We start from the raw sequence: 24,004 nt of genomic DNA, 5'->3' as shown, positions 1-24,004 counted from the left end.
CCGAGCGGACACACTTTTTGCTACTTAACCCCGTAATGGGAAAATCCCAGGTCACGGTGATGTGGCCTGGGATATTTTTGTGGAGCTATTTGTGGAGCTAAGGGGAATCGAACCCCTGACCTTCGCATTGCGAACGCGACGCTCTACCAACTGAGCTATAGCCCCATTGCTTTCGAGCAACCTAGCTGGAGCTGCTGTAAAAGCTCTGTTTTCAGACGTTACTCCGGTGGGGTTTGGGCTCCAAACTCGCTGGTAAGGTTCTGGCGGATGGTTAATCCGGAAAGCGAGGATGCGGTATCGACGAGGCATCGAAAAGGTGTTGAAAGTGACTAGGTTTATGACAAAAAACTGCGGGTGAATTCAATTCATGTGTCATAAACCTAGTCACTTTCAGACCTGCTACCCGTTGAGGTATCCGCTGGAGGCATAAAAAACTCCACCCCGTCCCTCGGTGCAATACCGAGTTGTGCTGGAGTGGAGTGAGATGTCTTAGCCGGTGATGGCTAAGACTGCTGCAACTAAGGGCAACTTAGCTGTTCGGACGCTTGCCGTGGTTAGCCTTGTTCTTACGGCGGTCCTTGCGCTTACGGCCACGCTTGCTCATAGCTGGGCTCTCTTTCTATCGGGTTAAACAGGTATCAACCGGTATAGATTACACGGTACGAGGGTAAGTCCTTTAATTAGACCGTGGTGCTGGTGCGAGTGCGACGGGTGCGGCCGCGGTTGCGACGGCGCTTCAGTGCGCGACGCTCATCCTCGCTCATGCCGCCCCAGACACCTGCATCCTGGCCGGTCTCAAGTGCCCAGGCCAGGCACTGAGCAGTAACGGGGCAACGGTTGCAAACGACCTTGGCCTTAGCAATCTGGGCGAGAGCCGGGCCGGAGTTACCGACCGGGAAGAACAGCTCCGGATCCTCTTCACGACAAACGGCCTTGTGACGCCAATCCATGACAAACTCCTAAAACATTACGAGCCCGGGTGAGGGCAGGGTTAAATTTCCTTGCGGGAAGGCAGCTCCGGAAATGGATTTCGTCAGACACGACAAATCGCCGTATCTCAACGAAGGTTGGGGTTCATTCCCGGTTGCCCAGGGGTATTAGGCATCTTGGGAGGGGCCACCTGTTCCATCGCCTATATGACGTGAAAGGTAGTGGGGACTCACCAAAGAGTTTGCGCCTAAAAAGGCGAGACTTGCATGGTTACACAACCAGTGAACTGCGTGCCTGTCTCGCTGACGATTTACATGTTTTCACGACTGGGGCGGTTCGTAAAGAGCAAAATGAATAAAAGTGCCAAACCTCACAGAAAAGTGAAGTTTTGGTTAAAACGCCAGGTCAAAACTAGCCCTTTGTGGGGGTAAAATTAGTTTTGGTAATTGCAGTAGTGAGGGTGTATGGCGCATTTTTGTTGGCTTGTCAGTAAACAGTTGCAGTTTAAGTCGGGTTTGCCTCGGCTTTTTGGCTAGCACTGAACAGTCGGCGTGTGCGATCCATGACCTTTTTGGTCACCACAACGAGCAAGCGCTCGTCCACGGGGCGGGTAGCGACTTTCTTGGTGAACTGGTCCTCGGTGTAATCGTCGGCACGCGCCACAAAATTGATAGCGCCTTGCTTAACACGGATGTTGAGGGACTCACACTGATTGATGTACTCGCCGTCCAACTGGAGACGAAGTGGGGCAGTAGCGGTGAGCTCGATGTGCTGGACGTTGTCGGCGCGTCGTTCGCGGGCTTCGACGTGGAAGGGGGAACGCAGTCGGGTGAAGAAACCGGCTAAATTGGCTGCGGCGACAAGTCCCGTCACTCCCCTCAGGGAAGTGAAGCCATAAAAGCCCAGGCCCCTGCGCAGTGACACAGTGGGGTTGGTGACGATGGGGAGGTCGCCGAGGAATGTCCAGGGATTGGAGTTGGACACCACGGCCATTGCGAGATCACGGCCAAACTCCGTGCCGTCGATAGTTGCGGTGATTTGTGGCGGGCTTTTGCGCAACTGATTCCATGCGGTGAAAATTGCCGGCAAATAGCGCACGGCTTTGGCGCGGGTACCGTTTTGTCGGAGCTGTTCCATGGTGGAAATGACTTCCGCATCGATGCCGATACCGGCATTGACCACGAAGCATCGCTCCGCTGCATGTCCAACGCTGATATTGCTGCGGGTTCGGGAGCGCAGCAGACTTGCGATGTACCACGCGGCATCTACGGGGTCGCGGGGAATACCCAACGCACCTGCCAAAACGTTGGCGCTGCCGGTGGGAATTGTCGCGATGACAGGCAGGTCAGTGGCAGGCAGTGCGGAGAATGGGTTGGAGTTCATGAGCCCATTGACAATCTCGTTAATGGTTCCGTCGCCGCCGAGAGAAATAATGACGTCGTAATCGCGAACCGTTATTCCCGCCACCATTTCCGCAGCATGGCCAGGGTAGGCGGTAAACATGGATGTCAAGCGAATCCCCTCGACCGAGCGAAGCGCCCGCACAACGCCGGGCATACGTCGAGCAGTGTTACTGGTCGAATTTGGATTGGAGATTAGCAACGCACGCACAGGCACCAAGAATAGTGCATGAGCAGACTTGTGATGGGCGCATTAGCCGGTATGCCTCCAGGGTGTATTCATCGGTTCGCACCGGGCTAACATGTAGGGCGTGAGTAACCAGAAAAACAGCAGCAATGCGCCCAAATCGCGTACTACCGACCAGCTTGCGGCAGCCGACGGGCCGATCGCCGCACCTCAGGTTGTTATGGTCGGTGCGTGGATTGGTGTCGCCGAATGTGCCCTCGGTCTGGGCTACGGGATTTTCCTTCTCATTCGTGATTTGATGGGGTACCGCGACGAGGCCGCGGTCATTTCCGGTTGGGGTACCGCGCTGTGGTTCCTTCTCATTTTCGGCGCTGTTCTCGCTGGTGCGATTATGTTGCTGCGTGGCGCCCGATGGGGGCGCGGGCCGATTATTATGCTCAACCTCTGCTTGCTGGGCGTGGCCTATTACATGTTCCGCTCGAGCGCTTTTCTGCTTGCTCTACCGACGGCGGCAGCTTCAATTGCTGCGCTGGCCTGTATGTTTAGTCCGAAGGCGATTGATTGGGCTGCCCGCTCTTTCTAAGCTTCGATGGCGAACGCGTCGACTGACTCACCGCGCTGAACTAGTAGCGTGTCACCGACAACCGCAAGGCGCACGGGCACTTCCGGCTTGTCCGCATTATTTGCATGAGTGGACTTCGCAGCTGCAGGCAACGGGAGTGTGCCGATAATCTCGAGAGTCTTGGCATTCAATACCGCGACTCCGTCAGCGACTGGCATGAAAACATGCTCACCCCATGGAGCTGGGGTTCCTGTGGCCTCAGGAAACTCGAAATCCGGCGCCAGGGTGCTCGGGCGGAAGCCCAGTAAACCACGCGGCGACCACCACGTCATGTGATGGGGAAGATCCGTTGTAAAAGGCGCACGCGGGGCATCGCCGTTGGAGTTAGCTTCCGCCGGTGCTGGGCGCAGGGTAGTCTCATCCAGCGCCAATTCAGTCAGCATCGTGCCGTCCATACGAAAAACTCGGATGCGATTGTCTGACAGTACCGCCGCCGTGTCCTGGCCAATCGATACCAGTGACATATCTGCAGTTACCGGACCAAGGTCAATATCGCTCTTGACCTCCGGTTTCCGAGACTCCTCCGGATTTGCCGCCTGCATGACCAGGCGCCCGTGACCATCGCAGTTGTTTACGACGGCCAGCAGCTCCACGCGCGTGAGCGCACTGATAATCGAACACTCCGGATGCGGCTGCATCTTCGGTTCCGGAGACGCTGGAATCTTGCCGTACTCGACTACTCGGACCAGGTCAGAGCGCCACAGCTCCAGGAATCCAGAGTCGTAGACACCCGCGTATGAGTTCGAGCGCACGGCGGCAGGGCTGTCAGCCGCAATCGATTTACGGGTCGCGACATACTGCCCCGAGTCGGGCTTGAGTGCAACGGTCTCACCGCAGCCAGCTGCCCCACGAAAAGTCGCGAAAACTTGGCCATCACTGCCCGAGAGCGCACAAAGCGGAATATCTCGTCGATAGTGCCAGCGCTCCGTGCCGTCGTTAAGCGAGATAGCACGCACGCCCTTGTTCTCAGCAACGATGAGGGAGTTGTCCATCACCAGTGGCGCCGGGGAGATGGTGTGCGTGCTTGTGCTTGCCGACGATTCAGTGGACCACACCGGCCGGAGAGTATGTGGCATTGCCTCCGGATCGTTCGCGGCCGGGGCTTGCGCTGTGCTGCTCGTCGGTGCCGTGGATTCAGTGCGATCGACCTTACGAGCCGGAGAAGCGACCCATGTCCAACCGACGACTAGCACTACGGCGATGATGAGAACTACTGATGCGATTCGATTGCGGCGCAGTCGGGTCTCTGCAGTGGTGGGCTCAGCGTTGGCTTGTGGTGACTGCAGCACGGTTGGAATGTCCTGTCGACGAGTGGTCGTGGCGAGAGGTGAGGCGGGGAGTTGGCACGCGCAGCGGCCTAGCTGCGACGATGAGAATTGGAGTGGCCGGCCCGCTTTGAGCTTCGTCCTTGGCCGCGATTGCGATGATGAGCCTGTGAGCGGTTGTTTCGCGGGCCTCTTCCGCCACGCCCGCGAGGTGGTCTGGAACCCAACACCGGGCGGGCTGGCCCGACCTTCTCATCGATCCCCTCGGGGATGTCTAGAGCTTCAGCGAGCTCGGGGGAGGTGGAAAACCACGTCGGAATCTCGGCCATGTCCAGGTCGAGAGCATCTGAAATAGCCTTCCACTTTGTGGTTTCATCCCAGCCGACGAGCGTAACGGCGACACCGCTGTGTCCCGCGCGGCCGGTGCGGCCGATGCGGTGGACATAGGTCATTTCGTCATCGGGCACCTGGTGGTTGATGACGTGGGTGACATCGTCGATATCGATACCGCGAGCCGCGACATCGGTTGCGACCAGGACGTCGACGTCGCCATTGCGGAACGCCGTCAGCGAGCGCTCACGTGCAGGCTGGCCCATATCGCCGTGGACGGCGGTGACCAGGAAGCCGCGCTCGCCGAGCTGCTCAGCAACCGAGGCGGCGCCGCGCTTCGTGCGAGCAAAAATGATGGTGCGACCACGACCGTTGGCTTGCAGGATGCGGGCAATGACCGAGACCTTATCCATCTGGTGCGATTGGAAAACAATCTGTTTAGTGGTCTCGTGGACTGTGGCCTCTTCCTCGCCTGATTCAGCGCGGATGTGCACCGGGCGATTCATAAAGGTACGTGCGAGAGTCAGAATTGGGCCCGGCATTGTTGCCGAGAAGAGCATGGTCTGACGTTCATCTGGCACCGCAGCCAGAATCTTCTCGATGTCCGGAAGGAAGCCCAAGTCGAGCATCTCGTCGGCCTCGTCGAGAACCAAAATCTTTACGCCTGACAGCTCTAGATTATTGCGCTGGTAAAGATCGATGAGACGGCCGGGAGTACCGACGATGATGTCCACGCCGCGGTCTAGCTGTTCAATCTGTTCCTCATAGGGGCGGCCACCGTAAATAGTGCACACACGCAGATTGGTTGAGTGCGCAGCGCGGGCCAAATCCTCGCCGACCTGCACACATAGCTCACGGGTGGGGACGATGATGATTGCGCGGGCAGTGCCATCCGGTTCTGGAATGCGGGCGTCATCAAAGACGCGGTCAATAAGGGGGACACCAAAACCAAGAGTTTTTCCCATTCCAGTACGGGCTTGGCCGATGATGTCCGTGCCGTCGAGCGCCAAGGGCAGCGTCAGTTCCTGGATGGCAAATGTGCGGGTGATTCCTTCGTCGGCGAGTGCGTCGCAGATTTCCGCGGCGACCCCCAATTCGACGAATGTCGGGGACTGGGACTCTGCCACGGCGACTCCTTTGCTGTTTGTAACCTCACGTGACACGACGGCTTAATCGGTCTCTCTAATCCTAGCCGCTTTGGGAATGGTTATGATGTCACCTATGGACATCACTATTGGATTTGCAGACAATACGCGTGAGCTGAACATTGAAAACGTCGCTGGTGGCGAGGAGGTCAAGGCTGCGATCTCCCAGAAGCTGGCTGCTGGCGAAGGTGTGATTGAGCTCAGCGACGGCGCTGGTCAGGAGTACCTGATTAATGCTGACAAGGTCGCCTACGTCCGTACCGGTAATAACGCAGACCGTAAGGTTGGCTTCTTCGCCTAATGACGCAAGAACCCTTTCTCGTACGCATTGCAAGGAGTTGGGGGTGGCGAGCCTATGCCATCCCTGTACTTGTGGTGCTCACAGTCATCATTCTCTTCGACATCTTCACTGCTGAAGATGATTCTTCAGGTTCCGGCACTGGCACTGTCGCCTCGCAGAGTGGCAATGGTCGCCCTGGTCCGGTGCCCGGTGAGGGATACGGTGATGGTTACGAGGGAGGGCAGTTGCCACCCGGTCCGGCCTTTGCCACGGAACCCTCGGGAAATTTTAAAGATGTTACCGTGGCGCATCCCCGTGTTGGGGAGGGGCGCGACAATGCGGTCAGGTATTCCGTGGAAATTGAAGACAACATTGATGTTCCTTCGATTGGTGGCGAGCGCGCCTTTGCAGAGACGGTGAACTCGATTCTGGCCGATCCACGTGGCTGGACAGCTAATCCAGATTTTTCTTTCGAGGCAGTGCCTCGCGACCAGGATCCGACGATTGTCGTGCAGCTTTCCGCGACTGGAACCGCACATCAGCTGTGCGGCAACACCTTGGGAATGGAGACCTCCTGTTACCTGTCTGGGCAGCGGGAAGGTGAGCCTGGGCGCGTGGTCGTCAGTATCGCCCGGTGGGTTCGAGGTGCCCTGCCTTTTGAGGGGGACCTGGGATTGTATCGCCAATACCTTATTAATCACGAGGTTGGTCACGGACTTGGGTACGCGGTTCACGAGCCCTGTCCGAGGGACGGCGGTATCGCGCCAATCATGATGCAGCAGACCCTGAGCGTGTCGAACGATGAACTGCACAAAATCGACAGCAGCGAGGTCTATCAGGTCGATGGTAAGACGTGTTCTGTCAACGGCTGGCCGTACCCATTTGGGGCGGACGACGATACGGCCGCACCGACTCAGAAAGCAAGGTAGTAGCAGATTATGATCGCCACTCCTCCCGACCGTGTTTTAGAGGCCTTTGGTGCCGAGGGCGAGCCGCATCGTGCCGGGCGAGCTTGGGACAATGGCTGGGTCTACGACGATTCCATTGTCCTTTCGCCGGTACATAATTCGGCGCAGGCGCTGTGGTCTGCAAAGGTTCGCAGTGCGCTAGATGTCGATGGCGTCCGAGTGGCGAAATCCGTGCGTACCAGTGACGGCCGCTTAGTCATTGCTGGGTGGCAGGCTCGTCATTTCATCCCGGGGGGATTCGCGCCACGTGCCGATGAAACCATTGTGGCCGCTGGTCGCGTGGAAGAGTCGCTTGCCAGTATTGAACGGCCACAGTTCCTCCTTGATAAAGAGCCCGATTACTTCGTCATGTGTAATCGCGCAGCTTGGGACTCTGACCCAATCGGCATCCTCGAGCAGCTTCTCGACGCGGATAGCGTCCCCCGCGCCGATTGTGCCGAGGCTCTCACGATCTCCGGTGATCTTCTCCAGCTGCGGGCAGAGATGGTTGTGCCAACGGAGCTTCTGCAGGTCTGTCACGCAGACCTCGTCGGCACGCTGCTTTACGACGGCACGGCCGCCCCGGTTCTCACCGATATCGTGCCAGCGTGGCATGTCCGTGGTTGGACAGCTGCCTTGGCGGCAGTGGATTGTCTGTCCATGATGGGGGCTGATGAGGAGCTACTGCGGCGCTTCGATCACCTGCCGGATTTCGGTCAGTTGCTCGTTCGTGCGATGTGTTATCGACTTTTTGTCCACGCTGTTAGTCCAGAATCGCAGCCGAGTGCGTATCGCGGTCTGTTCCGCGCGGCTTCGCTAGTTCGCGCGTTTGTGTCTAAGTAACGCCGGGCAGTATTTACGGGAGTTTTTTGGGGCGGGGGTATTTTTCTCCTTACTTCGAATGGGTGTTCGAGTATTGGTCCGGAGGTTGTGCCACAATGGTGCACATGAACGTAGATGGAATGCCGAAGGTTCGGTTCGTCCAGGAGGAACCTCCTCGTCGTCGGCAGTGGTTGGGTACTGCGGTAGAGGCGCTTTTCCCTTCCCATAATCAGGCGCTCGTGGTAGAGAACAAGCTTGTAAACCAGTCTGTTGTGCGCGTTTTAGGCGGCCCAGGGACTGGTAAGAGTTCGCTGCTGGCAGATCTCGCGGTGGACTACATGCAGGCGGGCATTCCGGCGGACAGCATTTTGGTGGTGTCACAGTCAAAAGAGGCCGCCGCGGAATTGAGGCGGGATATTGACAGGCGTTTTTCCTCTGAACTGGGGGAAGGCGGTTCGGTCGGGGCAGGTCAAGGTGGCATGGTGCGTGCCGTGCATTCGCTTGCCTATGCAGTAGTACGTGATGCCGCTGTCAGTCGGGGAGAGCCTGAACCATCGTTGACCACTGGTGCACGCCAAGATGCTGTCGTGCGGCAACTTTTGGCCGGTCATGCGGAAGATGGTGGTGCGTATTGGCCAGAGCGGTTGCGCCCGGCTCTTCCGTTAGTCGGTTTTTCCCGTGCGGTTCGTGACTTTCTGCTGCGTGCAGCTGAGCGGGGGATTGATGCCCCGAGGCTTCAGCAGCTCGGCGTGGACTATGGCATTGAGTCGTGGTGTGCGGCTGGCAAGTTTATGGCGGAGTATCAGCAGACTATGCGGTTGGCGTGGGAGCCCAGCCTGAACGCTGCAGAGATTGTCTCTGCGGCATTGATGGAGCTGGATACAGACGCGCAAGCACTGGCTCGGTGGGGAAAGTCGGTGGTGCTGGTCGATGATGCTGAACACCTATCCCCGGAAGCTGCGCGTCTTGTGGATCGGTTTGTGTCGCAGGCGGCCGTAGCCGTCATTACTGGTGATGAAGATCAATCGGTATTCCATTTCCGCGGTGCTAATAATGACTATCTCCGGGGGACTGGTGAGGTCGAGTACAAGGCAATCCACTTGCAGCAGTCTTACCGCTGTAACGCTGATATCGCGGATTTAGTCAACGCAGTTTCTCAGCGCTTGCCTAAGGCTCCTGCATACCGTGGCATTGTCGGTTCAGTTGGAGCACAGGAAGCTCGTGAATCCGAAGTTGGAAACAACAGCGATACCGTCGCAGCGGAAAACTCGTACGCAGCTAAAAGTGCAGTAAGCATAGCTATTCATCCTTCTGAACGTGCACAGCGAGCCACAGTCGCGGACTACTTCCGGCGCCTTCATATTGACGAGGGAGTGGCATGGAAGGATATGGCGGTCATCGTCCGGTCCGGTGCAGGGGAGTCCTCTCTGTTCCGTGCGTTGTCGCGTGCGGGTGTGCCTGTGCAGATTGACCCAACGGACATCGTGCTAAGTCATCAGCGATTGGTGCGAGCGCTGATGGTGGCGTTGCGGGCAACTATGAACCAGCTCGATGACGTGGAGTGGGACGAGTTCCTCTCCGGCCCATTGGTCAACATGGATCCGATTGTCAAAGAGCGTCTGCTGCGCGGAATCCGAAAGGCCGACCTGTTCGGCGGGGCCGCGATGACTCAGCTCATCGGAATCTTGAAGGCAGAGGGACTCACAGCTGAACAGCTGGAGCTTATTGAGTCTCTGTCGCAGCGTGAACGTCAGGCGCTGCAGGTGCCGCTGGATCTGTTGAGCGCAGCTCGTGAAGCGTTGCGCGATGGTGTGGAAGCAACTTTGTGGGCAATTTGGCAGTCCACTGGTTTGGCAGACCATCTGGTGGCGGCATCGTTGCGCGGCGGTACAGCTGGCGCATCGGCTGACCGCGATTTGGATGCTGTGATGGCACTGTTCGACTTTGCTGGTGACCGTGTGGAGCTGAATCCAAAACTGACGGTTGACGGTTTTATCGCTTCTGTGGAAGAGCAGGAGCTGCCCATCGGCGCACGTGACCGTAGCGGGGTAGAGCGCGATGCCGTGCGCATTCTCTCAGCCCATGCGGCTCTGGGCAGGCAGTGGAAAGCAGTAGCGGTTGTCGGAGTCCAGGAAGGCCAGTGGCCCAGCCTCGGTGTGACTGGCTCGGTGATGAAGCAGAACGAGTTCATCGGTCTCGTTGATCACGGAATTGAGCCGCGGGAGTACATCAATTCCATGGCGGATGCGCTGGCGGAGGAACGTCGTTTGCTGCACGTCGCGGTATCACGGGCGAGCGACAGGGTACTGCTGACCGCAGTCGATTCTCCTGACGATGTTGGAGTTCCCAGTCCGTTTATTATCGAGCTCGTTGAAAAGCTCGGTAATTCGGTGACGGAGCTGGTGAAACAGTCGGAAGCATCGTCGTCTGCGAACGGAGTCGGGGCTACGGCTAATGAAGCAAACGCCGGCAATCCGGATGTTGCAGAGGCAGAAGATGTCGCATGGGCCGGTGAAGGCCTGCCACGGGTGCTCTCTGTGGAGTCACTGCTGGCAGAACTGCGTGCAGCCGTTGTGGACGATGCGGAGACTGAGACGCGGCGTCGACAAGCTGCACGTCAACTCGCGCGATTGGCGCAGGTTGAGGTTGCTGGCGCACATCCAGACACCTGGTGGGGGCTCCGTGCACCGTCGACTTCGAAGCCGGTAAATGACAAGAAGCCGATGAGGATCAATCCCTCCAAGGTGGAAGCAACCCTGAGTTGTCCGTTGAAGGCCATGTTGGATAAATCAGCACCGACATCGGCCATGTATCTGGGCTCTCTACTGCATCAGGCGGTAGAAGCAGTCGCCAAGGGAGTGACTGTGCCTGAGGCTCAGTCTGAGATCCGGCGTGTTTTTGGGGACCTGTCCGATGATCCGGAGTGGCGTAAGCGTACTGAGGAAGAGACCTGGTTGACCGGGCTGGAGGATTGGCAGCGGTGGATTGAGACTAAGAAAGATATCGGAACCGAGGTCCCAGTAAATGTCAACATCAACGATGACATCGTGATTGTCGGACGAATCGACCGGTTGATTGAAGACGCTGATGGTGCAGTTCAAATCGTCGATATTAAAACCGGTAAGACAGCGCCCTCCGGTAAAGAAGTAGAAGGACACGCACAGCTAGCTACATATCAACTGGCGCTGTCGAAGGGGAAGCTCGTTGAAAGCGGAGATGGGCTCGCTGTGGACAACGGCGAAGGCATTGAACAATCTGGGGCATACCTGGTATTTCCGCGAAAGTCACACAATAAGACCATTATCACTAGCCGCGAACAGTCAAAGCTCACGGAAGACAAGTTGGCTGACTGGGAGCGTCGCGTAGAGCAGGTAGCACGTGCGACGTCTGGCCCGCGTGCCTTGGCGCTCGCTGGTGATCATTGCAAGTTCTGCACGCTTTCGAAGGCGTGCCCGGCAGCAGAAGGGAATCGGTAGTCATGTCGGAGGAACGAACCATCATTGATCCCGTCACCCTGTCGGAGATGATGGGGCAGGACTTTCCGCCCACCCCGCAACAAGCGGCGGTAATCGGTGCACCGATGGAACCAATGCTTGTTGTCGCCGGTGCCGGTGCTGGTAAAACAGCGACAATGGCTGCCCGTGTTGTGTGGTTGGTCGCCAACGGCTTTATCCGCCCAGAAGAAGTTCTAGGTTTGACCTTCACCAGGAAGGCAGCGCGCGAGCTCGGCGTCCGTATCCGCCAACAGCTGAATGCGCTTGCTTCTTCCGCTGCATTTCGTGCACAAGCTTCACCAGAGGTGCTAGCAAGCCTCGAGGTCATTGCCCCAACCACGCTTACTTACGATGCCTATGCCTCTGAAGTCGTGAGCAATTATGGTCTTTTGCTGCCGACGGAGCCGGGGGTCACCATTATGGATGGCGCGACGCAGTGGCAGTTGGCCTGGGAAACAGCTCGCAATGTGACCGAAATTGATGTCGATATTGCGCCATCAACGCTGGCCAGTCGCATTATTGAGCTGGGGTCGAACATCGACTCAAACTTGTCTACTCCGCAGGCGATTCGCGAGGAAACCGAAGCGTTCATCAGCAATATTGAGCAGACCCCGCAGAAGGGTAAACGCGAGGGGCTAATTGGCGATCTACAGGGCATCGTCGATAAGCAGCGGGAGAGATTAGAGATTTTGCCGCTGGTAGAGCAGGTTCGAGCTCGGTGCAATGAAGAAAATGTAGCCACCTTTGGTATGCAGATGGCTCGTGCGGCCCGGCTAGCCACCGACTTCGCGGAAGTCGGGGAGGAGGAGCGGCGTCGCTTTAAGATCATCATGCTCGACGAGTACCAGGACACGTCGCACACACAGCGGCTGTTCCTGCGTGCGCTGTTCTCCGGTGGTTGTGTCACCGCTGTCGGCGATCCGATGCAGGCAATTTATGGCTGGCGAGGAGCAACGGCCGAAAACCTTGTGCAGTTTGTCAATGATTTTCCGCGGTCGGATGGGCAGCCAGCGGAGAAAAAGCAACTGACCATTTCTTGGCGAAACCCGCAGTCAGTGCTGCAGCTTGCTAACGCAGTCTCCGACCGTGCTTTTGCGGGGCAGGCTCGTACGGTAGAGGCACTGGATGCGGGGCCAAAAGCAGGTCAGGGCGAGGTGCAGCTTGCTTTCACTGCAACCGGTGAGGAAGAAGTTGCATACATCGCAGATTGCATGGAGGCGCAATTACGCGAATGTGAAGCAGCTGGCAACAAGCTCGATGCTGCCATCCTGGTTCGGACAAATGCTGAATCGGCTGTCTATTTAGATGCACTGTCTGAGCGGGGTGTGCCTGCAATCATTGTGGGACTCGCTGGATTGCTGCACTTGCCCGAGGTCATGGATATCACCTCGGTGATGAAGATATTGGTCGACCCCAGTTCAGACCAGGATGCTCTGCGTCTGCTACTCAGCCCACAGTTCAATTTGGGTGCCGCAGACGTGGAGGCACTTCGCACTCGTGTAGATCAGCTGGCAATCACAGGAAAGGACGAGTTGGCCCGCAAGAAGGGCAACGTCGAAGAGACTTCAGACTCCTCACCGCTTTCCCAGCTCGCTCGCCAGTATGACAAGCTCGTGGAAGATGCCGAAGCAGCATCGTCCGCGGTGGGGCTGGGGCACGCCATCGCCGACCCGGATATTCGTTTTTACGACGGCACCCCGCTGGCGCGCGGCAGTGTGGAAAAAAATGGGCGGTTGGTCTGCAGCGAGTCACTGAACTACACAGATGAAGCAATGGTGCGCATCGCACAGTTGGGTGCAAGCCTACGAAAACTACGCCGGTTCTCGCTGAATAAGCCTCTGCCGGAACTGGTCGAGGACATCGCTACTGAGTTTGGAATTCGCGTAGAAGCAGCGGCCGGACAGTACGGTTCCGCTACCGCGATAACCAGGCCGACGACTGCACATCTGGATCGGTTTGTCGATATCGCTGCGACGTATTCTCAAAATATCTCGGACGATGTGACAGGGTTTTTGAACTATCTGGAATTCGCTGTCGAACACGATGATGGCTTGGAACGGGCACCTATGAACATGCCGGAAAACTGTGTCCAAATCATGACTATGCACAAGTCAAAGGGCTTGGAGTGGGAAACCGTTGCTGTTCCGGGCATCACCACTAGCAAGTTCGACAGAGTTGATTTGTCATCGTGGCTCACCAATTCAGTTCAGCTTCCTCCTGGCGCAATTACTCAAGTGGATCCGCTAACGGCTAGTGCGGAAACAACAGAGGATGCAACGCAGCTTGCAGCAGGCGATTGGGCTCCTGTCGCTGATTCTGTCGATAGCAACGCCCCCGAACTGGACATATCAGGCACCGATAACCAGACCGACCTCAACAAGGTGATCAAAGCCTACAAGGAAGAGCTGCGAGAAGTGGAGAGGGAAGAAAAACAGCGCCTCTTCTACGTTGCCATGACTCGCTCCGCGAAAAAGCTCATTGTCACTGCAAGCAGGCGGCCTAATCCGAGCTTGAAGAAACCCACCGACGTGTCGGCGGACTTCGCAGCCATCGCCACTCAATTCAGTGACTATGTGGTGTCGTGGACAGATGGGGAGGACCCTGAGGTAGAGGACACTGAAGTCGATTTGGACTGCGACACTGCGGTTGATGGGGTGGTCTGGCCCGTCGATACCCTGGGCAACCGCCGAGATAGTGTGCAGCGAGCAGCCGAAAGCGTCATGCGCTACATGGGCGAAGACCAGGATGAGCGCCCCATTGCAGGTGACCTGTCTGAGGTATGGGAAACGGAAACGACCATTCTCGTGGATGAAATCCTTCGAGCTAAGGCCGCGGAGATTCATCTACCAATGCCGACAAGCATGTCCACTAGCGAATACCAAGCGATGATTGCGGATCCGGTCGCGTTTGCTCGTCGGAAAGCACGCCCGGTGCCGTTTAAGCCAAACCGATTCGCGCGCCGAGGTACGGCATTCCACGCTTGGTTGGAGAATCGCTTCGGTGCACACAGTCTGCTGGACGATGAGGATCTCTTCGGGGATCAACTGGATGACTTCCTCGGCACAGAACAAGTCGCGTCCGAACGCGAACTGGAGAAATTGAAGGCGAATTTCGAGGCATCTGAGTGGGCTGACCGCACGCCAACGCATGTAGAGGTGCCGTTTGAAATTGCCATCGGGCAGAGGCGGGTCGTCGGCCGAATCGACGCGGTGTTTAACGACAACGGGAAGTGGAGCGTCATTGACTGGAAGACAGGCCAGATGCCGCGCGGAAAGGAAAGGGAAGTAGCGGCGCTACAGCTGGCGATTTACCGCCTGGCGTGGTCGGATAGGCTGCGCGAGATGGGAATGGAAACTGCCCTCGAAGACATTGAAGCCGGGTTCTTCTACGTTTCGGCAGGACGGACGCTAATACCAGATGAAGCGCTACTGCCAAGCAGGATAGAGTTAGACAGGAAAATGCGCGAGCTGATTGGATAATCATCTACGTATGTAACTGCCGCGTGGCCGTGGCCAGTTATCCAGGTGAAAGCAGCAGTTTGTATGCGCTATTTTTCACCGGGAGGAGTTTTCATGAAAGGCAGGCGAGGAGCGGTTGCGTAATCCAATTCGGAAATCTTCGGGATACGAAACCGGGCTCAATGATCTTCCCGGGCATGCACTGCTGGGAGTCATTGGTCTGCCTGAGTCCGCGCCGAAGAATCCTTGGCGGCTAATCATACGTCGTTTGAACTACGCCGTGTTTTTGCTGCTGATTGCATCCGTCGTGGTCTACTACGACCACGACGGATACACGGAGCCTCTCACCTTCATCGATGCGGTGTATTACTCGGCTGTCAGCCTGTCGACGACGGGCTACGGTGACATCACGCCGGTCACACAGAGGGCTCGATTACTCAATATTTTGATCATTACGCCACTGCGTGTGGCCTTCCTTGCTCTCTTGGTCGGTACTACTCTGACCGTTTTGACCCAAGAGTCTCGGAAAACCCTGCAAATTCAGCGCTGGAGGAGACAGTTGCGCAACCACACCGTCGTTATCGGATACGGCACCAAGGGTCGTTCTGCCATTGCAGCTCTTCTCGCGGACGGCGTAGATCCGGCAGAAATCGTTGTTATTGATACGGACAAGGAAGCACTCGACCACGCTTCGAATCAAGGCTTGGCGACGGTGCATGGGTCGGCTACTAAATCTGATGTGCTGAAGTTAGCTGGTATTCAGCGTGCCCGCTCTATAGTCGTTGCACCGAACAAAGATGACACAGCGGTGCTGGTCACGTTGTCTGTCCGCGAGTTGGCACCGGGTGCCTCAATTGTGGCTTCAGTGCGTGAATCAGAAAACCGCCACTTGTTGACGCAGTCAGGTGCAGACCAAGTGGTCATTTCTTCTGAAACCGCCGGCCGAATGCTGGGGCTGGCCACGGTGACTCCTTCGGTGGTGGAGATGATGGAAGACCTCCTGAGCCCGGATGAAGGATTCTCTGTTGCAGAGAGGCTCGTCACCGAAGAGGAAATCGGTGCCAGCCCACGGCACCTCGCGGATATTGCACTCGGTGTGGTGCGCTCGGGTGAGCTGTACCGAATTGATTCACCGGAGTGTGAATCGGTGGAGCCAGGCGACCGGCTGCTGTACGTCCGCCGTGTCTACAGCAATGACGAATAGCACTCGACAAGTTTAAAAATGGGGTCTAACAACTTTTGACTTACTCAGAGGCGGATGTGAACGAGCCGGAATATCTAGCTGGGCTGGATCCAGATCAGCGTGAGGCAGCCACGGCTCCGATGGGGCCGGTGTGCATTCTTGCCGGAGCCGGTACAGGTAAGACCCGAACAATTACTCATCGCATCAAGTACCTCATTGACCAGGGGTTTGTGCAGCCGCAAAAGGTATTAGCGGTGACATTTACCTCGCGTGCCGCAGGGGAGATGCGCGACCGCCTGGCAAAGATGGGAACGCCTGGAGTCCAGGCGCGCACTTTCCACTCGGCATCACTTCGCCAGCTGCGCTACTTCTGGCCCCAAGTCGCCGGTGATATGCCCTGGCAGCTGTTGGATGACAAGAAATTCCGTGTTGTCGCCCAAGCAGTACGTCGAGTGGGCCTGGACACCTCTAAGGAAACAATCCGAGATGTCATGGGCGAGATTGAGTGGGCGAAGGCCACTCTGGCCGGTGCGGATCAGTACCAAGCCGCGCTGCGGGAGCATGGGCGCACGGCGCCTCTGTCTGCGGAGAAAATTGTCGATTGCTATCGCGCTTACGAGGACATAAAAACCACCCCGGACGGGCTATTGCTCGACTTCGACGACCTACTCATTCACACCGCCGGTGCGATGGAGAATTCCCGTGCAGTGGCGGAGGAATTCCGCAACCAGTATCGGTGCTTCGTCGTCGATGAGTACCAGGATGTCACCCCGTTACAGCAGCGAGTTCTCAACGCCTGGCTGGGAGACCGTGACAACCTGACAGTTGTCGGGGACGCCAACCAGACGATTTACTCTTTCACAGGCGCGACTCCGCAATACCTGATGAACTTCTCTCGGGACTACCCGGAAGCCACAGTGGTCCGCCTGCAGCGGGACTACCGATCGACCCCACAGGTCGTCGGTCTGGCTAACAATGTCATCGGCCGTGCGCAGGGACGTATCTCCGGCTCGCGGCTGAAGCTGATTGGGCAGCGTGAAGACGGCCCGGAGCCGACTTTCAATCAGTACGACGATGAGCCAATGGAAGCTCGCGCGACCGCGCGCAGCATCAAGCGACTTATCGACGCGGGTACGCCGGCATCGGAGATTGCCGTTTTGTACCGGATTAACGCACAGTCCGCAGTTTTTGAGCAGGCTTTGTCCGAGGTAGGAGTCGCCTACCAGGTTCGTGGCGGGGACGGTTTCTACCAGCGTCCCGAGATCCGCGATGCCATCGCAGCACTTGTGCGAGTTTCCCGTTCCTCACGGACTGTTCCGACATTGCAGGGCACGAATCTGTTGGATTTGGTCAAGCAGGTTTTCGCGGGTCTTGGCATGACTGACCAAGAGCCGGAAGGCACTGGTGCCAGGGAACGTTGGCAGTCACTGCGCGCCCTATTCGACCTGTGTAAGGACATCGTTCATGCCAACACCGAGGTCAATATCCAGGCGCTCCTCGGCCAATTGCACACTCGGCAGCAGGCCAAACATCCACCGACGCTGGATGGCGTGACGCTGGCTAGCCTGCATGCAGCCAAGGGGCTGGAGTGGGATGCGGTGTTCCTCGTTGGGCTTACCGACGGTTCGCTGCCTATCCAACATGCGCTGAATAAATTCGACCGTTCTCCTGCGCAGGGGGCGGAAGCCATCGAAGAAGAGCGCCGTCTGTTCTATGTCGGCATTACTCGAGCCCGCGAACATCTGGAGCTATCTTGGTCATTGTCGCGGACAGAAGGCGGCCGCAGGTCACGTCGCCGCACACGATTCCTCGATGAACTCGACATTGATGTCTCTGACTACTCGGCTGAGGCACAGCGAAGCTCAAGGAGCTCTAGTTCCCGCAGTAAGCGTCAGCAGTCCAAACAGTGCAAGGGCTGTACTAAGCCATTGCACACCGATGCCGAGCGGATTTCAGGGCGTTGTGAAGAGTGCCCAGTCAGTGCGGATCCTGCACTACTGGAAGCATTGCGTGCATGGCGCTTGGAAATGTCGAGGGAAATGACGGTCCCCGCATTCGTAATCTTCTCCGATGCGACCCTTCTGGCCATCGGTGAGCAGCAGCCGACTACGCCGGAGGAACTTCTGCAGATTCCCGGAATTGGAGAAGCGAAGCTCAATCATTTCGGCGAAGGCATCTTGGGAATCGTCAATTCTTTCGTGAATTCCTAGTCAGATTCTGCTCAAGGCACTTCGAATTACATGAACTGCATCTGCGAGTTTCCATGACCACACACTGGGCACTGCGGGTGGGGAGCAACAGTAGTGCGAGTGATATCGAGGCTTTCCAGATCTATGCGCACCTCCGTTGCACATAGATCTGAGAGATCCGGCCGCCGCAGCTGCCCAACCAACAGTGGCACCGCTGTGTTCAGCCATTCCGGTGCGGCCACGGGCGTAAAAGTGCGAAGCTGTAGCGCAATCAGTGCCCGGACGGGGTCGCGGTCTCGTCGATAAGCTTCGAAACACATCGAGCAGGGTCCTTGACCTGGTTGAACAAGTGGCCCAAGAATCAGTGCCCCATCGCGGAAATGCGTGTGCAGATGCTCAATTCCACGATGAAACAGAGCGCGAACCAAGGGCATGCTCGGTACTTCCATGCCCGTGACCACCGCGAGCCCGATCTCTTCCGGTGTGGATTGAGATATTTTCAGCGTCGCATTGCGGGTGGGCGACATTGCCGTCGTCCAACTACCACAACCCGTGCGACGAAGCTCCTTTAAAAGTCCGGTGCGCAAGCTGTCCCGACCAATCAGCGTAATCCTCCGCCGTGTCGGTGGTTTTTGGACCAGCGCGGCTCGGTGAAGGTCGGAGATAAGTGCGGTAATGAACTGCGGTGACAGTTTGTCGTGACTGTCAGTAAAGGCCTCGCTTAAGGTGCTACCTCTATGAGCTGCAAGAAGCGCCGAGAAGACAGGCCCCGGCGGGGTGCCGTCGGAAAGCGGCAGAATCATGCTGCGCTCCGGTTCCACGCCGAACTGAATCCGCGCGCCTGGGCGCATGACAATCGGTACCTCCGGCCGCAGCGCGTAGTCCGTGGCAGGCGCGGCAAGTGTTTGTGCAGCGGGTGCGTGCGAACCTATTACGCCAGCCGTACCATCCCGCCCCCGAGACGTATCCCTGTATTCCCCCATAAAAATATCTTTTACCCCGGGGCCAGCTTTTACGCAATCGCAGCGCAGAGCATATACGCTTAAAAAGCATGAGCACCAAGCGACCTGAGTACGGCCCGGATGTTGAGGTTCGGCGCTCGAAGCGCCGCCGCCGTACTGTGTCCGCCCGCGCGGAGGGAAACCGGATCATTGTCATGGTTCCGGACGATCTCAGCGCCGCTGCGGAAAAACAGCAGGTCAATGAAATTGTTGCGCGAGTGCGGAAGAAAGTTGGCAGCAACCTGGATAATTCCGAGCTGGAGCGCCGCGCACGGCTGCTCTCTCGTACGGTGCTGGAAGATCGCCCGCGGTTCGAGTCAATCAAATGGGTCAAGAACATGTCGCGCAGGTGGGCATCCGTCACCGGCGGTGTCGATAGTCCTGGGCGCATTCGCATTTCGCACAGGCTTGCCGACGTCCCGGGGTACGTCCTCGACGATGTCATTGTGCACGAACTGGTGCACACTTTCGTCGACGGTGGTCATACCGAAGAGTTCTGGTATTGGGCGGCAAAAGCCCCGTACCACGAACGGGCACGGGGCTATTTAGAGGCGTATCAACGCTGGGGAACCCAGAGCTAACTCGCTACTTATCGTCGTCGGCGTCACTGTCGTTGCCCTCAGCCGCGCGCTTTTCGGCCTCTTTGCGCAGCTGCTCTTCAAGCTCTGCGATCGGGTCGAAGTCATCGTTTTCCGAGCCGCCAAGGACCGAATCAATAAAGGCCGCGGGTTCATCCAAATCCTCTGCCACGGGCAGGAAGTCCGGGTGATCCCAGACCTTGTCGCGTCGCTCGATGCCCACAGCGGTGGTCAGACGGTGCCACAAGTTGGTTGCCTCACGCACCTTGGGGGATCCGAGGTCAATGCCGGTGGCTTTCTCCAGCGCCTGTTCAGCACCTTCGGTGGCGCGGCGACGACGCCAGGCTTCATCCAGCTGTGCGGCACCCGATAGACGCTCACCGAGGGCATCGGTGACAACCATGTCCACCCATCCCTCGACCAGTGCTAGCAGCGTCTGGAAACGAGTACGAGCATTCTCGTTACGAGAACGAATCTTCGGGCTCAGATCCATATTCTGCAGCTCGCTCATAGCCTCCTGCATACGCTGCGGATCCTGCATGTTCTCAATATCCAGACCGCGGGCGGCCTCTTCAATCGCCGAGTAATCGATGACGATGCCGGCAGCGTATTCCTCGACAGAGGAAATCATGCGTTCAGCCAGCCATGGCACGCGGTCGAAGAGACGTTGGTGGGCAGCTTCGCGGGCAGTGGCGTAGATAAACAGATCGCGCGCTGGAACCTCGAGTTCCTCCGCGAGAGCGACGAGATGCGTTGGCAGCAGTACCGCCGCACCAGTGGTGTGTAGCGGCAGCCCGAGGTCAGAACCAGTCAGGCTCGTCTGTGCCAACTCCGCCAGCGCATTTCCTAGCTGAGTACCGAAACTCATCGAGTTCATCTGGCGCATGATGCCCAGCATCGGCCCCATCATCTCGCGAGCTTCCTCTGGAACACCCTCGAGGGAGGCATCACTCATGCGGCTGGCGACGGGATCGACAAGGCGAGTCCATGTCGACTTGGTGTTCTCCAACCACTGCAGGCTATTCCACGCTTCTACGCGGTTGACACCAGCCGGCAGGGAGGTGACGTCATCTAGCCACAGTTCGGCCAGGCGCAGGGAATCAGTCAGCGCCTCGCGGGCCGAGTCCTTCACCGGAGCCGGGTTACCAAGACGGGTCCGCGCAACGCGCTCGGCCGCGTCGTAGTTGACAGGGCCAGAGTTAGACTCCTGGAATCGCTGCCCCATGCCGGAGAACATCTCGCCGAACTGGTTGAGAATATCGCCCAAGTTCGGCTGGTCCCCCTTGCCGGAGGCGCCGCTGCCGGGCTGCCCGGGGCCGCCGAAACCGAAGCCACCGGCGCCGCCCATGCCACCGAAGGGAAACCCGAAGAAACCGAAAGGACCGCCCTGGCCGCCCTGACCGCCCTGACCGGAGTCATTGTTGCCAGCGTCGTCGCGATCGTCATCATTGTCGTTCGGACCAAAGCCAAATCCGTTAGAACTCATGCTCCCACCGTACCGGGCAATGACCCGCGTGAGTACTTAAAAGCACCACTTTATTGGCAACTTCGCGCCCAGCGAACAGACACGGACAAGATTCATCAGGTGTCCAGTAGGCAGATAGCGAGAATGTAGGGTGTTATTTGTGAATCGTCGTACCCAAACTCTTGTTGCGGGCGCTGTGCCCATCGCCGCGTTGGCAACTGTGCTCTCGCTGCCAACGCTGACAGTGCCCTATGCCGCGCAGGGGCCTGGCCCGGTCTTCGATGTTCTCAGCGATGTCGAGGGCAAGAGCATTATCTCGGTCAGTGGCAGTGCTGCGGACTCCGAACTCTCTAAGGGCACGCTGGATATGACAACCGTCGCAGTCAGACATAACCTGACATTGCCGCAGGTCATTGGCCTGTGGTTCGATCGTGACAACGATATCGTCCCCATTGAGGCGGTCTTCCCTCCGGGCCAGAGTCAGGACGAGGTGGAAGAGGAGAACAAGGCTGCATTCACCGAGTCAGAGGCCAACGCCACCTCCGCTGCGCTGGCACATCTCGGGTTGCCGATGGAAGTCACCGTCGCCTACACAGTGCCGGATAGTCCCGTCGATGGGCGACTGCATGAAGACGATGTGATTCTCGCCGTGGATGGGGTGGCCGTAAGCAAGCCTGAGCAAGTCAAGGCGATTATTGCCGGACGCAACCCGGGCGATACTGTCACGTTGAGGGTCAAGTCTGCGACCGTCGACAAGCAGAAGACTGCTAAGGGCGAGGACTCTGACCCCGAGAAAGCCGTCGATATTTCTGTGACACTGGCGGAAAATCCGCATCAGAAGAATGCCGCGCTGCTCGGCGTTGGGATGGGGGCGCAATCCGCGGACGACACCAAGGTTGAGTACCAGCTCAGCGGCATTGGAGGTCCGTCTGCGGGTCTCATGATGACGCTCGGAGTGATTGACAAGCTGAGTCCAGGCGATTTGACCGAGGGGCAGCACCTCGCTGGCACCGGCACTATTGACGCTGCCGGCAACGTGGGCGAAATCGGTGGCATTACACACAAAATCTCGGCCGCCCGAGATGAGGGCGCCGAGATGTTCTTCGTGCCGGAAGGCAATTGCGCAGAGGCTGTGACTGCCGACCGAGGCGATATGAAGTTGGTAAAGGTCTCTGTGCTTGACGACGCGCTTGCGGCAATCGAAAAGCCGGAGACCGCGCAGACCTGCTCGTAGTTTTTGTCGTAGTCCCTACGAGCAGCTGCTAGTTTCAGCTAGTTCTTGCTGAAGGCCTCGAAGTTTTGCTGAGACTGCCATTTATCAATCTCTGCCGCCGTTGCGCGCAACTGCGGGTCAAATTTGAGGTAGGCCTTTGTCTCGCGCGCAATGAGCCCGGACAGGACAATCAGACCGATGAGGTTCGGTAGCGCCATCAGGCCGTTGAGAGCCGAGGCGACGGACCAGACGGTTTCCAGATGAGTAACAGCGCCGACGAAGACTACGCAGGTGAAGACCGCACGGTAGAGACCGGTGCCGCGGCGACCGACCAGGGACTCGAATGCGCGCTCACCGTAGTAGGACCAGCCCAGCATGGTGGAGAATGCGAAGAAGACAACCGACAGCGTGACGATTGTGCCACCCCAGTGGCCAGGTAGACCGCGGGAGAATGCCTCAGCAGTCAGAGCGCCAGTGTCGACGTTGCCATCCTGCCAAACACCGGTGCTGATGATAACCAGGCCGGTGAAGGACACGACGATGATGGTGTCAATGAAGGTCTGAGTCATGGAGACCAGACCCTGACGAACCGGGTGAGTGGTCGATGCGGCGGCAGCGGCGATAGCACCGGAACCCAGGCCCGACTCGTTGGAGAACAGGCCGCGGGCAACACCCATCTGCAGGGCGAGAATGAGCGTGGAGCCTGCGAACCCACCAACGGCCGCGGTGCCGGTGAAAGCATCGGTGAAGATGAGCTTGAAGGTCTCGGGCAGCGCCGAGACATTGGCGACGAGCACCCACACGGCCGCACCGATGTAGAGCACAATCATCATCGGCACAAAGCCGGCGGTGATGCGGCCAATCGACTTAATGCCACCCATCAGCGCCGCACCTACCAGGATGAACATGATCATGCCGGAGAGCGTCGGATCGATGTCGAAGCTGTTTTCCAGGTTCGAGGCCACGGCATTGCCCTGGGTCAGGTTGCCGATACCAAACGCTGCCAGCGCAGCAAAGACGGCGAAGAGAATACCGAGCGTCTTACCAAAACCATTCGGGATGGCCTTGCGCAGGTAGTACTGCGGGCCACCGGACTGTTCGCCAGCTGCATCGACCTGACGGTACTTCACACCCAGGAATGCCTCGGAGTACTTCGATGCCATACCAAGCAGGCCGGTCACCCACATCCAGAACAGCGCACCGGGTCCACCCAGGCCGATCGCGGTAGCGACACCGACAATGTTGCCGACACCGACTGTTGCCGCGAGAGCCGTCGCAAGCGCCTGGTAGTTGGTGATATCTCCCTCGGCGTCTTCGTCGTTACGGTCGATGAGTCCGAGGCGCAGTGCCGGGCCGAGTTTGACCAGGTGAATTGCACCCAGGCGAATGGTCAAAATGATTCCGGTGCCGATCAGCGCGGGGATCAGGAGATACGGACTCCAAATAAAACTATCCGCCGCTGAGGCAAAATCGCTGAAGCTTTCCATGCTGTGGA

Annotated in this window: 18 protein-coding genes and 1 tRNA gene; 10 read left to right on the top strand and 9 right to left on the bottom strand. The window is 57.8% G+C overall.

The window, feature by feature from the left end:
- Nucleotides 1-92: 92 nt before the first annotated feature.
- From HMPREF2562_RS09720 to HMPREF2562_RS09710, 4 genes are all read right to left on the bottom strand, one after another.
- Nucleotides 93-165: transfer RNA gene (locus HMPREF2562_RS09720), tRNA-Ala, on the bottom strand.
- A gap of 364 nt (nucleotides 166-529) precedes the next feature.
- Nucleotides 530-604, bottom strand: a complete 75-nt coding sequence (locus tag HMPREF2562_RS11200; RefSeq protein WP_014300525.1) for a 50S ribosomal protein bL37 — start codon at nucleotides 602-604, stop codon at nucleotides 530-532.
- Nucleotides 605-680: 76 nt separating this feature from the next.
- Entirely contained in the window at nucleotides 681-950 is a 270-nt protein-coding gene (locus HMPREF2562_RS09715; protein ID WP_016422223.1) for a WhiB family transcriptional regulator, read from the bottom strand.
- A 484-nt stretch (nucleotides 951-1,434) separates the two neighbouring features.
- Nucleotides 1,435-2,541, bottom strand: a complete 1,107-nt coding sequence (locus tag HMPREF2562_RS09710; protein ID WP_246819346.1) for a diacylglycerol/lipid kinase family protein — start codon at nucleotides 2,539-2,541, stop codon at nucleotides 1,435-1,437.
- Nucleotides 2,542-2,641: 100 nt separating this feature from the next.
- On the opposite strand from HMPREF2562_RS09710, the gene HMPREF2562_RS09705 reads away from it, so the two are divergent.
- Nucleotides 2,642-3,100: a hypothetical protein gene (locus tag HMPREF2562_RS09705; protein WP_224783785.1), complete on the top strand. Its 459-nt coding sequence runs from the start codon at nucleotides 2,642-2,644 to the stop codon at nucleotides 3,098-3,100.
- Here the strand turns inward: HMPREF2562_RS09705 and HMPREF2562_RS09700 are convergent.
- Both HMPREF2562_RS09700 and HMPREF2562_RS09695 read right to left on the bottom strand, forming a co-directional pair.
- Nucleotides 3,097-4,428, bottom strand: coding sequence for an Rv3212 family protein (locus HMPREF2562_RS09700; RefSeq protein WP_069359464.1), 1,332 nt, complete (start codon nucleotides 4,426-4,428; stop codon nucleotides 3,097-3,099). The two genes, HMPREF2562_RS09705 and HMPREF2562_RS09700, sit on opposite strands and share 4 nt — an antisense overlap.
- 68 nt (nucleotides 4,429-4,496) lie before the next feature.
- On the bottom strand, nucleotides 4,497-5,861 hold the full coding sequence (locus tag HMPREF2562_RS09695) for a DEAD/DEAH box helicase (protein ID WP_049191109.1): 1,365 nt from the start codon (nucleotides 5,859-5,861) through the stop codon (nucleotides 4,497-4,499).
- Nucleotides 5,862-5,955: 94 nt separating this feature from the next.
- Here HMPREF2562_RS09695 and HMPREF2562_RS09690 point away from each other — a divergent pair, with 94 nt between their 5' ends.
- The 7 genes from HMPREF2562_RS09690 to HMPREF2562_RS09660 all read left to right on the top strand — a co-directional run bounded on the left by HMPREF2562_RS09690 (nucleotide 5,956) and on the right by HMPREF2562_RS09660 (nucleotide 18,273).
- Complete coding sequence (locus HMPREF2562_RS09690) at nucleotides 5,956-6,180, top strand: DUF3107 domain-containing protein (RefSeq protein WP_042388469.1); 225 nt, start codon at nucleotides 5,956-5,958, stop codon at nucleotides 6,178-6,180.
- Nucleotides 6,180-7,088, top strand: a complete 909-nt coding sequence (locus HMPREF2562_RS09685; RefSeq protein ID WP_049172838.1) for a DUF3152 domain-containing protein — start codon at nucleotides 6,180-6,182, stop codon at nucleotides 7,086-7,088. Before HMPREF2562_RS09690 ends, HMPREF2562_RS09685 begins: the two co-directional genes overlap by 1 nt.
- A gap of 9 nt (nucleotides 7,089-7,097) precedes the next feature.
- Nucleotides 7,098-7,949: a TIGR02569 family protein gene (locus tag HMPREF2562_RS09680; RefSeq protein WP_048733339.1), complete on the top strand. Its 852-nt coding sequence runs from the start codon at nucleotides 7,098-7,100 to the stop codon at nucleotides 7,947-7,949.
- A 104-nt stretch (nucleotides 7,950-8,053) separates the two neighbouring features.
- Nucleotides 8,054-11,404, top strand: a complete 3,351-nt coding sequence (locus HMPREF2562_RS09675) for an ATP-dependent helicase (RefSeq protein ID WP_224433827.1) — start codon at nucleotides 8,054-8,056, stop codon at nucleotides 11,402-11,404.
- 2 nt (nucleotides 11,405-11,406) lie between these two features.
- On the top strand, nucleotides 11,407-14,901 hold the full coding sequence (locus tag HMPREF2562_RS09670) for an ATP-dependent helicase (RefSeq protein WP_070429783.1): 3,495 nt from the start codon (nucleotides 11,407-11,409) through the stop codon (nucleotides 14,899-14,901).
- Nucleotides 14,902-15,016: 115 nt separating this feature from the next.
- Nucleotides 15,017-16,084: a potassium channel family protein gene (locus HMPREF2562_RS09665; RefSeq protein WP_049182182.1), complete on the top strand. Its 1,068-nt coding sequence runs from the start codon at nucleotides 15,017-15,019 to the stop codon at nucleotides 16,082-16,084.
- Nucleotides 16,085-16,203: 119 nt separating this feature from the next.
- A complete protein-coding gene (locus tag HMPREF2562_RS09660; protein WP_070549928.1) occupies nucleotides 16,204-18,273 on the top strand; it encodes an ATP-dependent DNA helicase UvrD2 in 2,070 nt (689 codons plus the stop codon).
- Nucleotides 18,274-18,299: 26 nt separating this feature from the next.
- On the opposite strand, the gene HMPREF2562_RS09655 is transcribed toward HMPREF2562_RS09660, so the two are convergent.
- Nucleotides 18,300-19,235, bottom strand: a complete 936-nt coding sequence (locus HMPREF2562_RS09655) for a TOMM precursor leader peptide-binding protein (RefSeq protein WP_070545786.1) — start codon at nucleotides 19,233-19,235, stop codon at nucleotides 18,300-18,302.
- A gap of 68 nt (nucleotides 19,236-19,303) precedes the next feature.
- Between HMPREF2562_RS09655 and HMPREF2562_RS09650 the strand changes: the two genes are divergently transcribed.
- Complete coding sequence (locus HMPREF2562_RS09650) at nucleotides 19,304-19,834, top strand: YgjP-like metallopeptidase domain-containing protein (RefSeq protein WP_016422236.1); 531 nt, start codon at nucleotides 19,304-19,306, stop codon at nucleotides 19,832-19,834.
- A gap of 4 nt (nucleotides 19,835-19,838) precedes the next feature.
- On the opposite strand, the gene HMPREF2562_RS09645 is transcribed toward HMPREF2562_RS09650, so the two are convergent.
- A complete protein-coding gene (locus HMPREF2562_RS09645) occupies nucleotides 19,839-21,317 on the bottom strand; it encodes a zinc-dependent metalloprotease (RefSeq protein WP_069359468.1) in 1,479 nt (492 codons plus the stop codon).
- Nucleotides 21,318-21,456: 139 nt separating this feature from the next.
- Here HMPREF2562_RS09645 and HMPREF2562_RS09640 point away from each other — a divergent pair, with 139 nt between their 5' ends.
- Nucleotides 21,457-22,530 (top strand): YlbL family protein, encoded by a 1,074-nt coding sequence (locus HMPREF2562_RS09640; RefSeq protein WP_048733327.1) that lies wholly within the window; start codon nucleotides 21,457-21,459, stop codon nucleotides 22,528-22,530.
- A 38-nt stretch (nucleotides 22,531-22,568) separates the two neighbouring features.
- Here the strand turns inward: HMPREF2562_RS09640 and HMPREF2562_RS09635 are convergent, their stop codons facing one another.
- Nucleotides 22,569-23,996 (bottom strand): alanine/glycine:cation symporter family protein, encoded by a 1,428-nt coding sequence (locus HMPREF2562_RS09635; protein WP_048733326.1) that lies wholly within the window; start codon nucleotides 23,994-23,996, stop codon nucleotides 22,569-22,571.
- Between the last annotated feature and the right edge of the window lie 8 nt (nucleotides 23,997-24,004).

Source organism: Corynebacterium sp. HMSC077G07, from assembly GCF_001809225.1.
Classification (GTDB): Bacteria; Actinomycetota; Actinomycetes; order Mycobacteriales; family Mycobacteriaceae; genus Corynebacterium; species Corynebacterium jeikeium_D.
This window is presented reverse-complemented; position numbering and strand designations above follow the sequence as displayed.

Bases quoted from the DNA above. Each gene is read 5' to 3' on its own strand.
- HMPREF2562_RS09715 (WP_016422223.1), bottom strand. From the start codon at position 950: ATGGATTGGCGTCACAAGGCCGTTTGTCGTGAAGAGGATCCGGAGCTG.
- HMPREF2562_RS09690 (WP_042388469.1), top strand. From the start codon at position 5,956: ATGGACATCACTATTGGATTTGCAGACAATACGCGTGAGCTGAACATT.
- HMPREF2562_RS09685 (WP_049172838.1), top strand. From the start codon at position 6,180: ATGACGCAAGAACCCTTTCTCGTACGCATTGCAAGGAGTTGGGGGTGG.
- HMPREF2562_RS09680 (WP_048733339.1), top strand. From the start codon at position 7,098: ATGATCGCCACTCCTCCCGACCGTGTTTTAGAGGCCTTTGGTGCCGAG.
- HMPREF2562_RS09675 (WP_224433827.1), top strand. From the start codon at position 8,054: ATGAACGTAGATGGAATGCCGAAGGTTCGGTTCGTCCAGGAGGAACCT.
- HMPREF2562_RS09670 (WP_070429783.1), top strand. From the start codon at position 11,407: ATGTCGGAGGAACGAACCATCATTGATCCCGTCACCCTGTCGGAGATG.
- HMPREF2562_RS09660 (WP_070549928.1), top strand. From the start codon at position 16,204: ATGGGGCCGGTGTGCATTCTTGCCGGAGCCGGTACAGGTAAGACCCGA.
- HMPREF2562_RS09655 (WP_070545786.1), bottom strand. From the start codon at position 19,235: ATGGGGGAATACAGGGATACGTCTCGGGGGCGGGATGGTACGGCTGGC.
- HMPREF2562_RS09650 (WP_016422236.1), top strand. From the start codon at position 19,304: ATGAGCACCAAGCGACCTGAGTACGGCCCGGATGTTGAGGTTCGGCGC.
- HMPREF2562_RS09645 (WP_069359468.1), bottom strand. From the start codon at position 21,317: ATGAGTTCTAACGGATTTGGCTTTGGTCCGAACGACAATGATGACGAT.
- HMPREF2562_RS09635 (WP_048733326.1), bottom strand. From the start codon at position 23,996: ATGGAAAGCTTCAGCGATTTTGCCTCAGCGGCGGATAGTTTTATTTGG.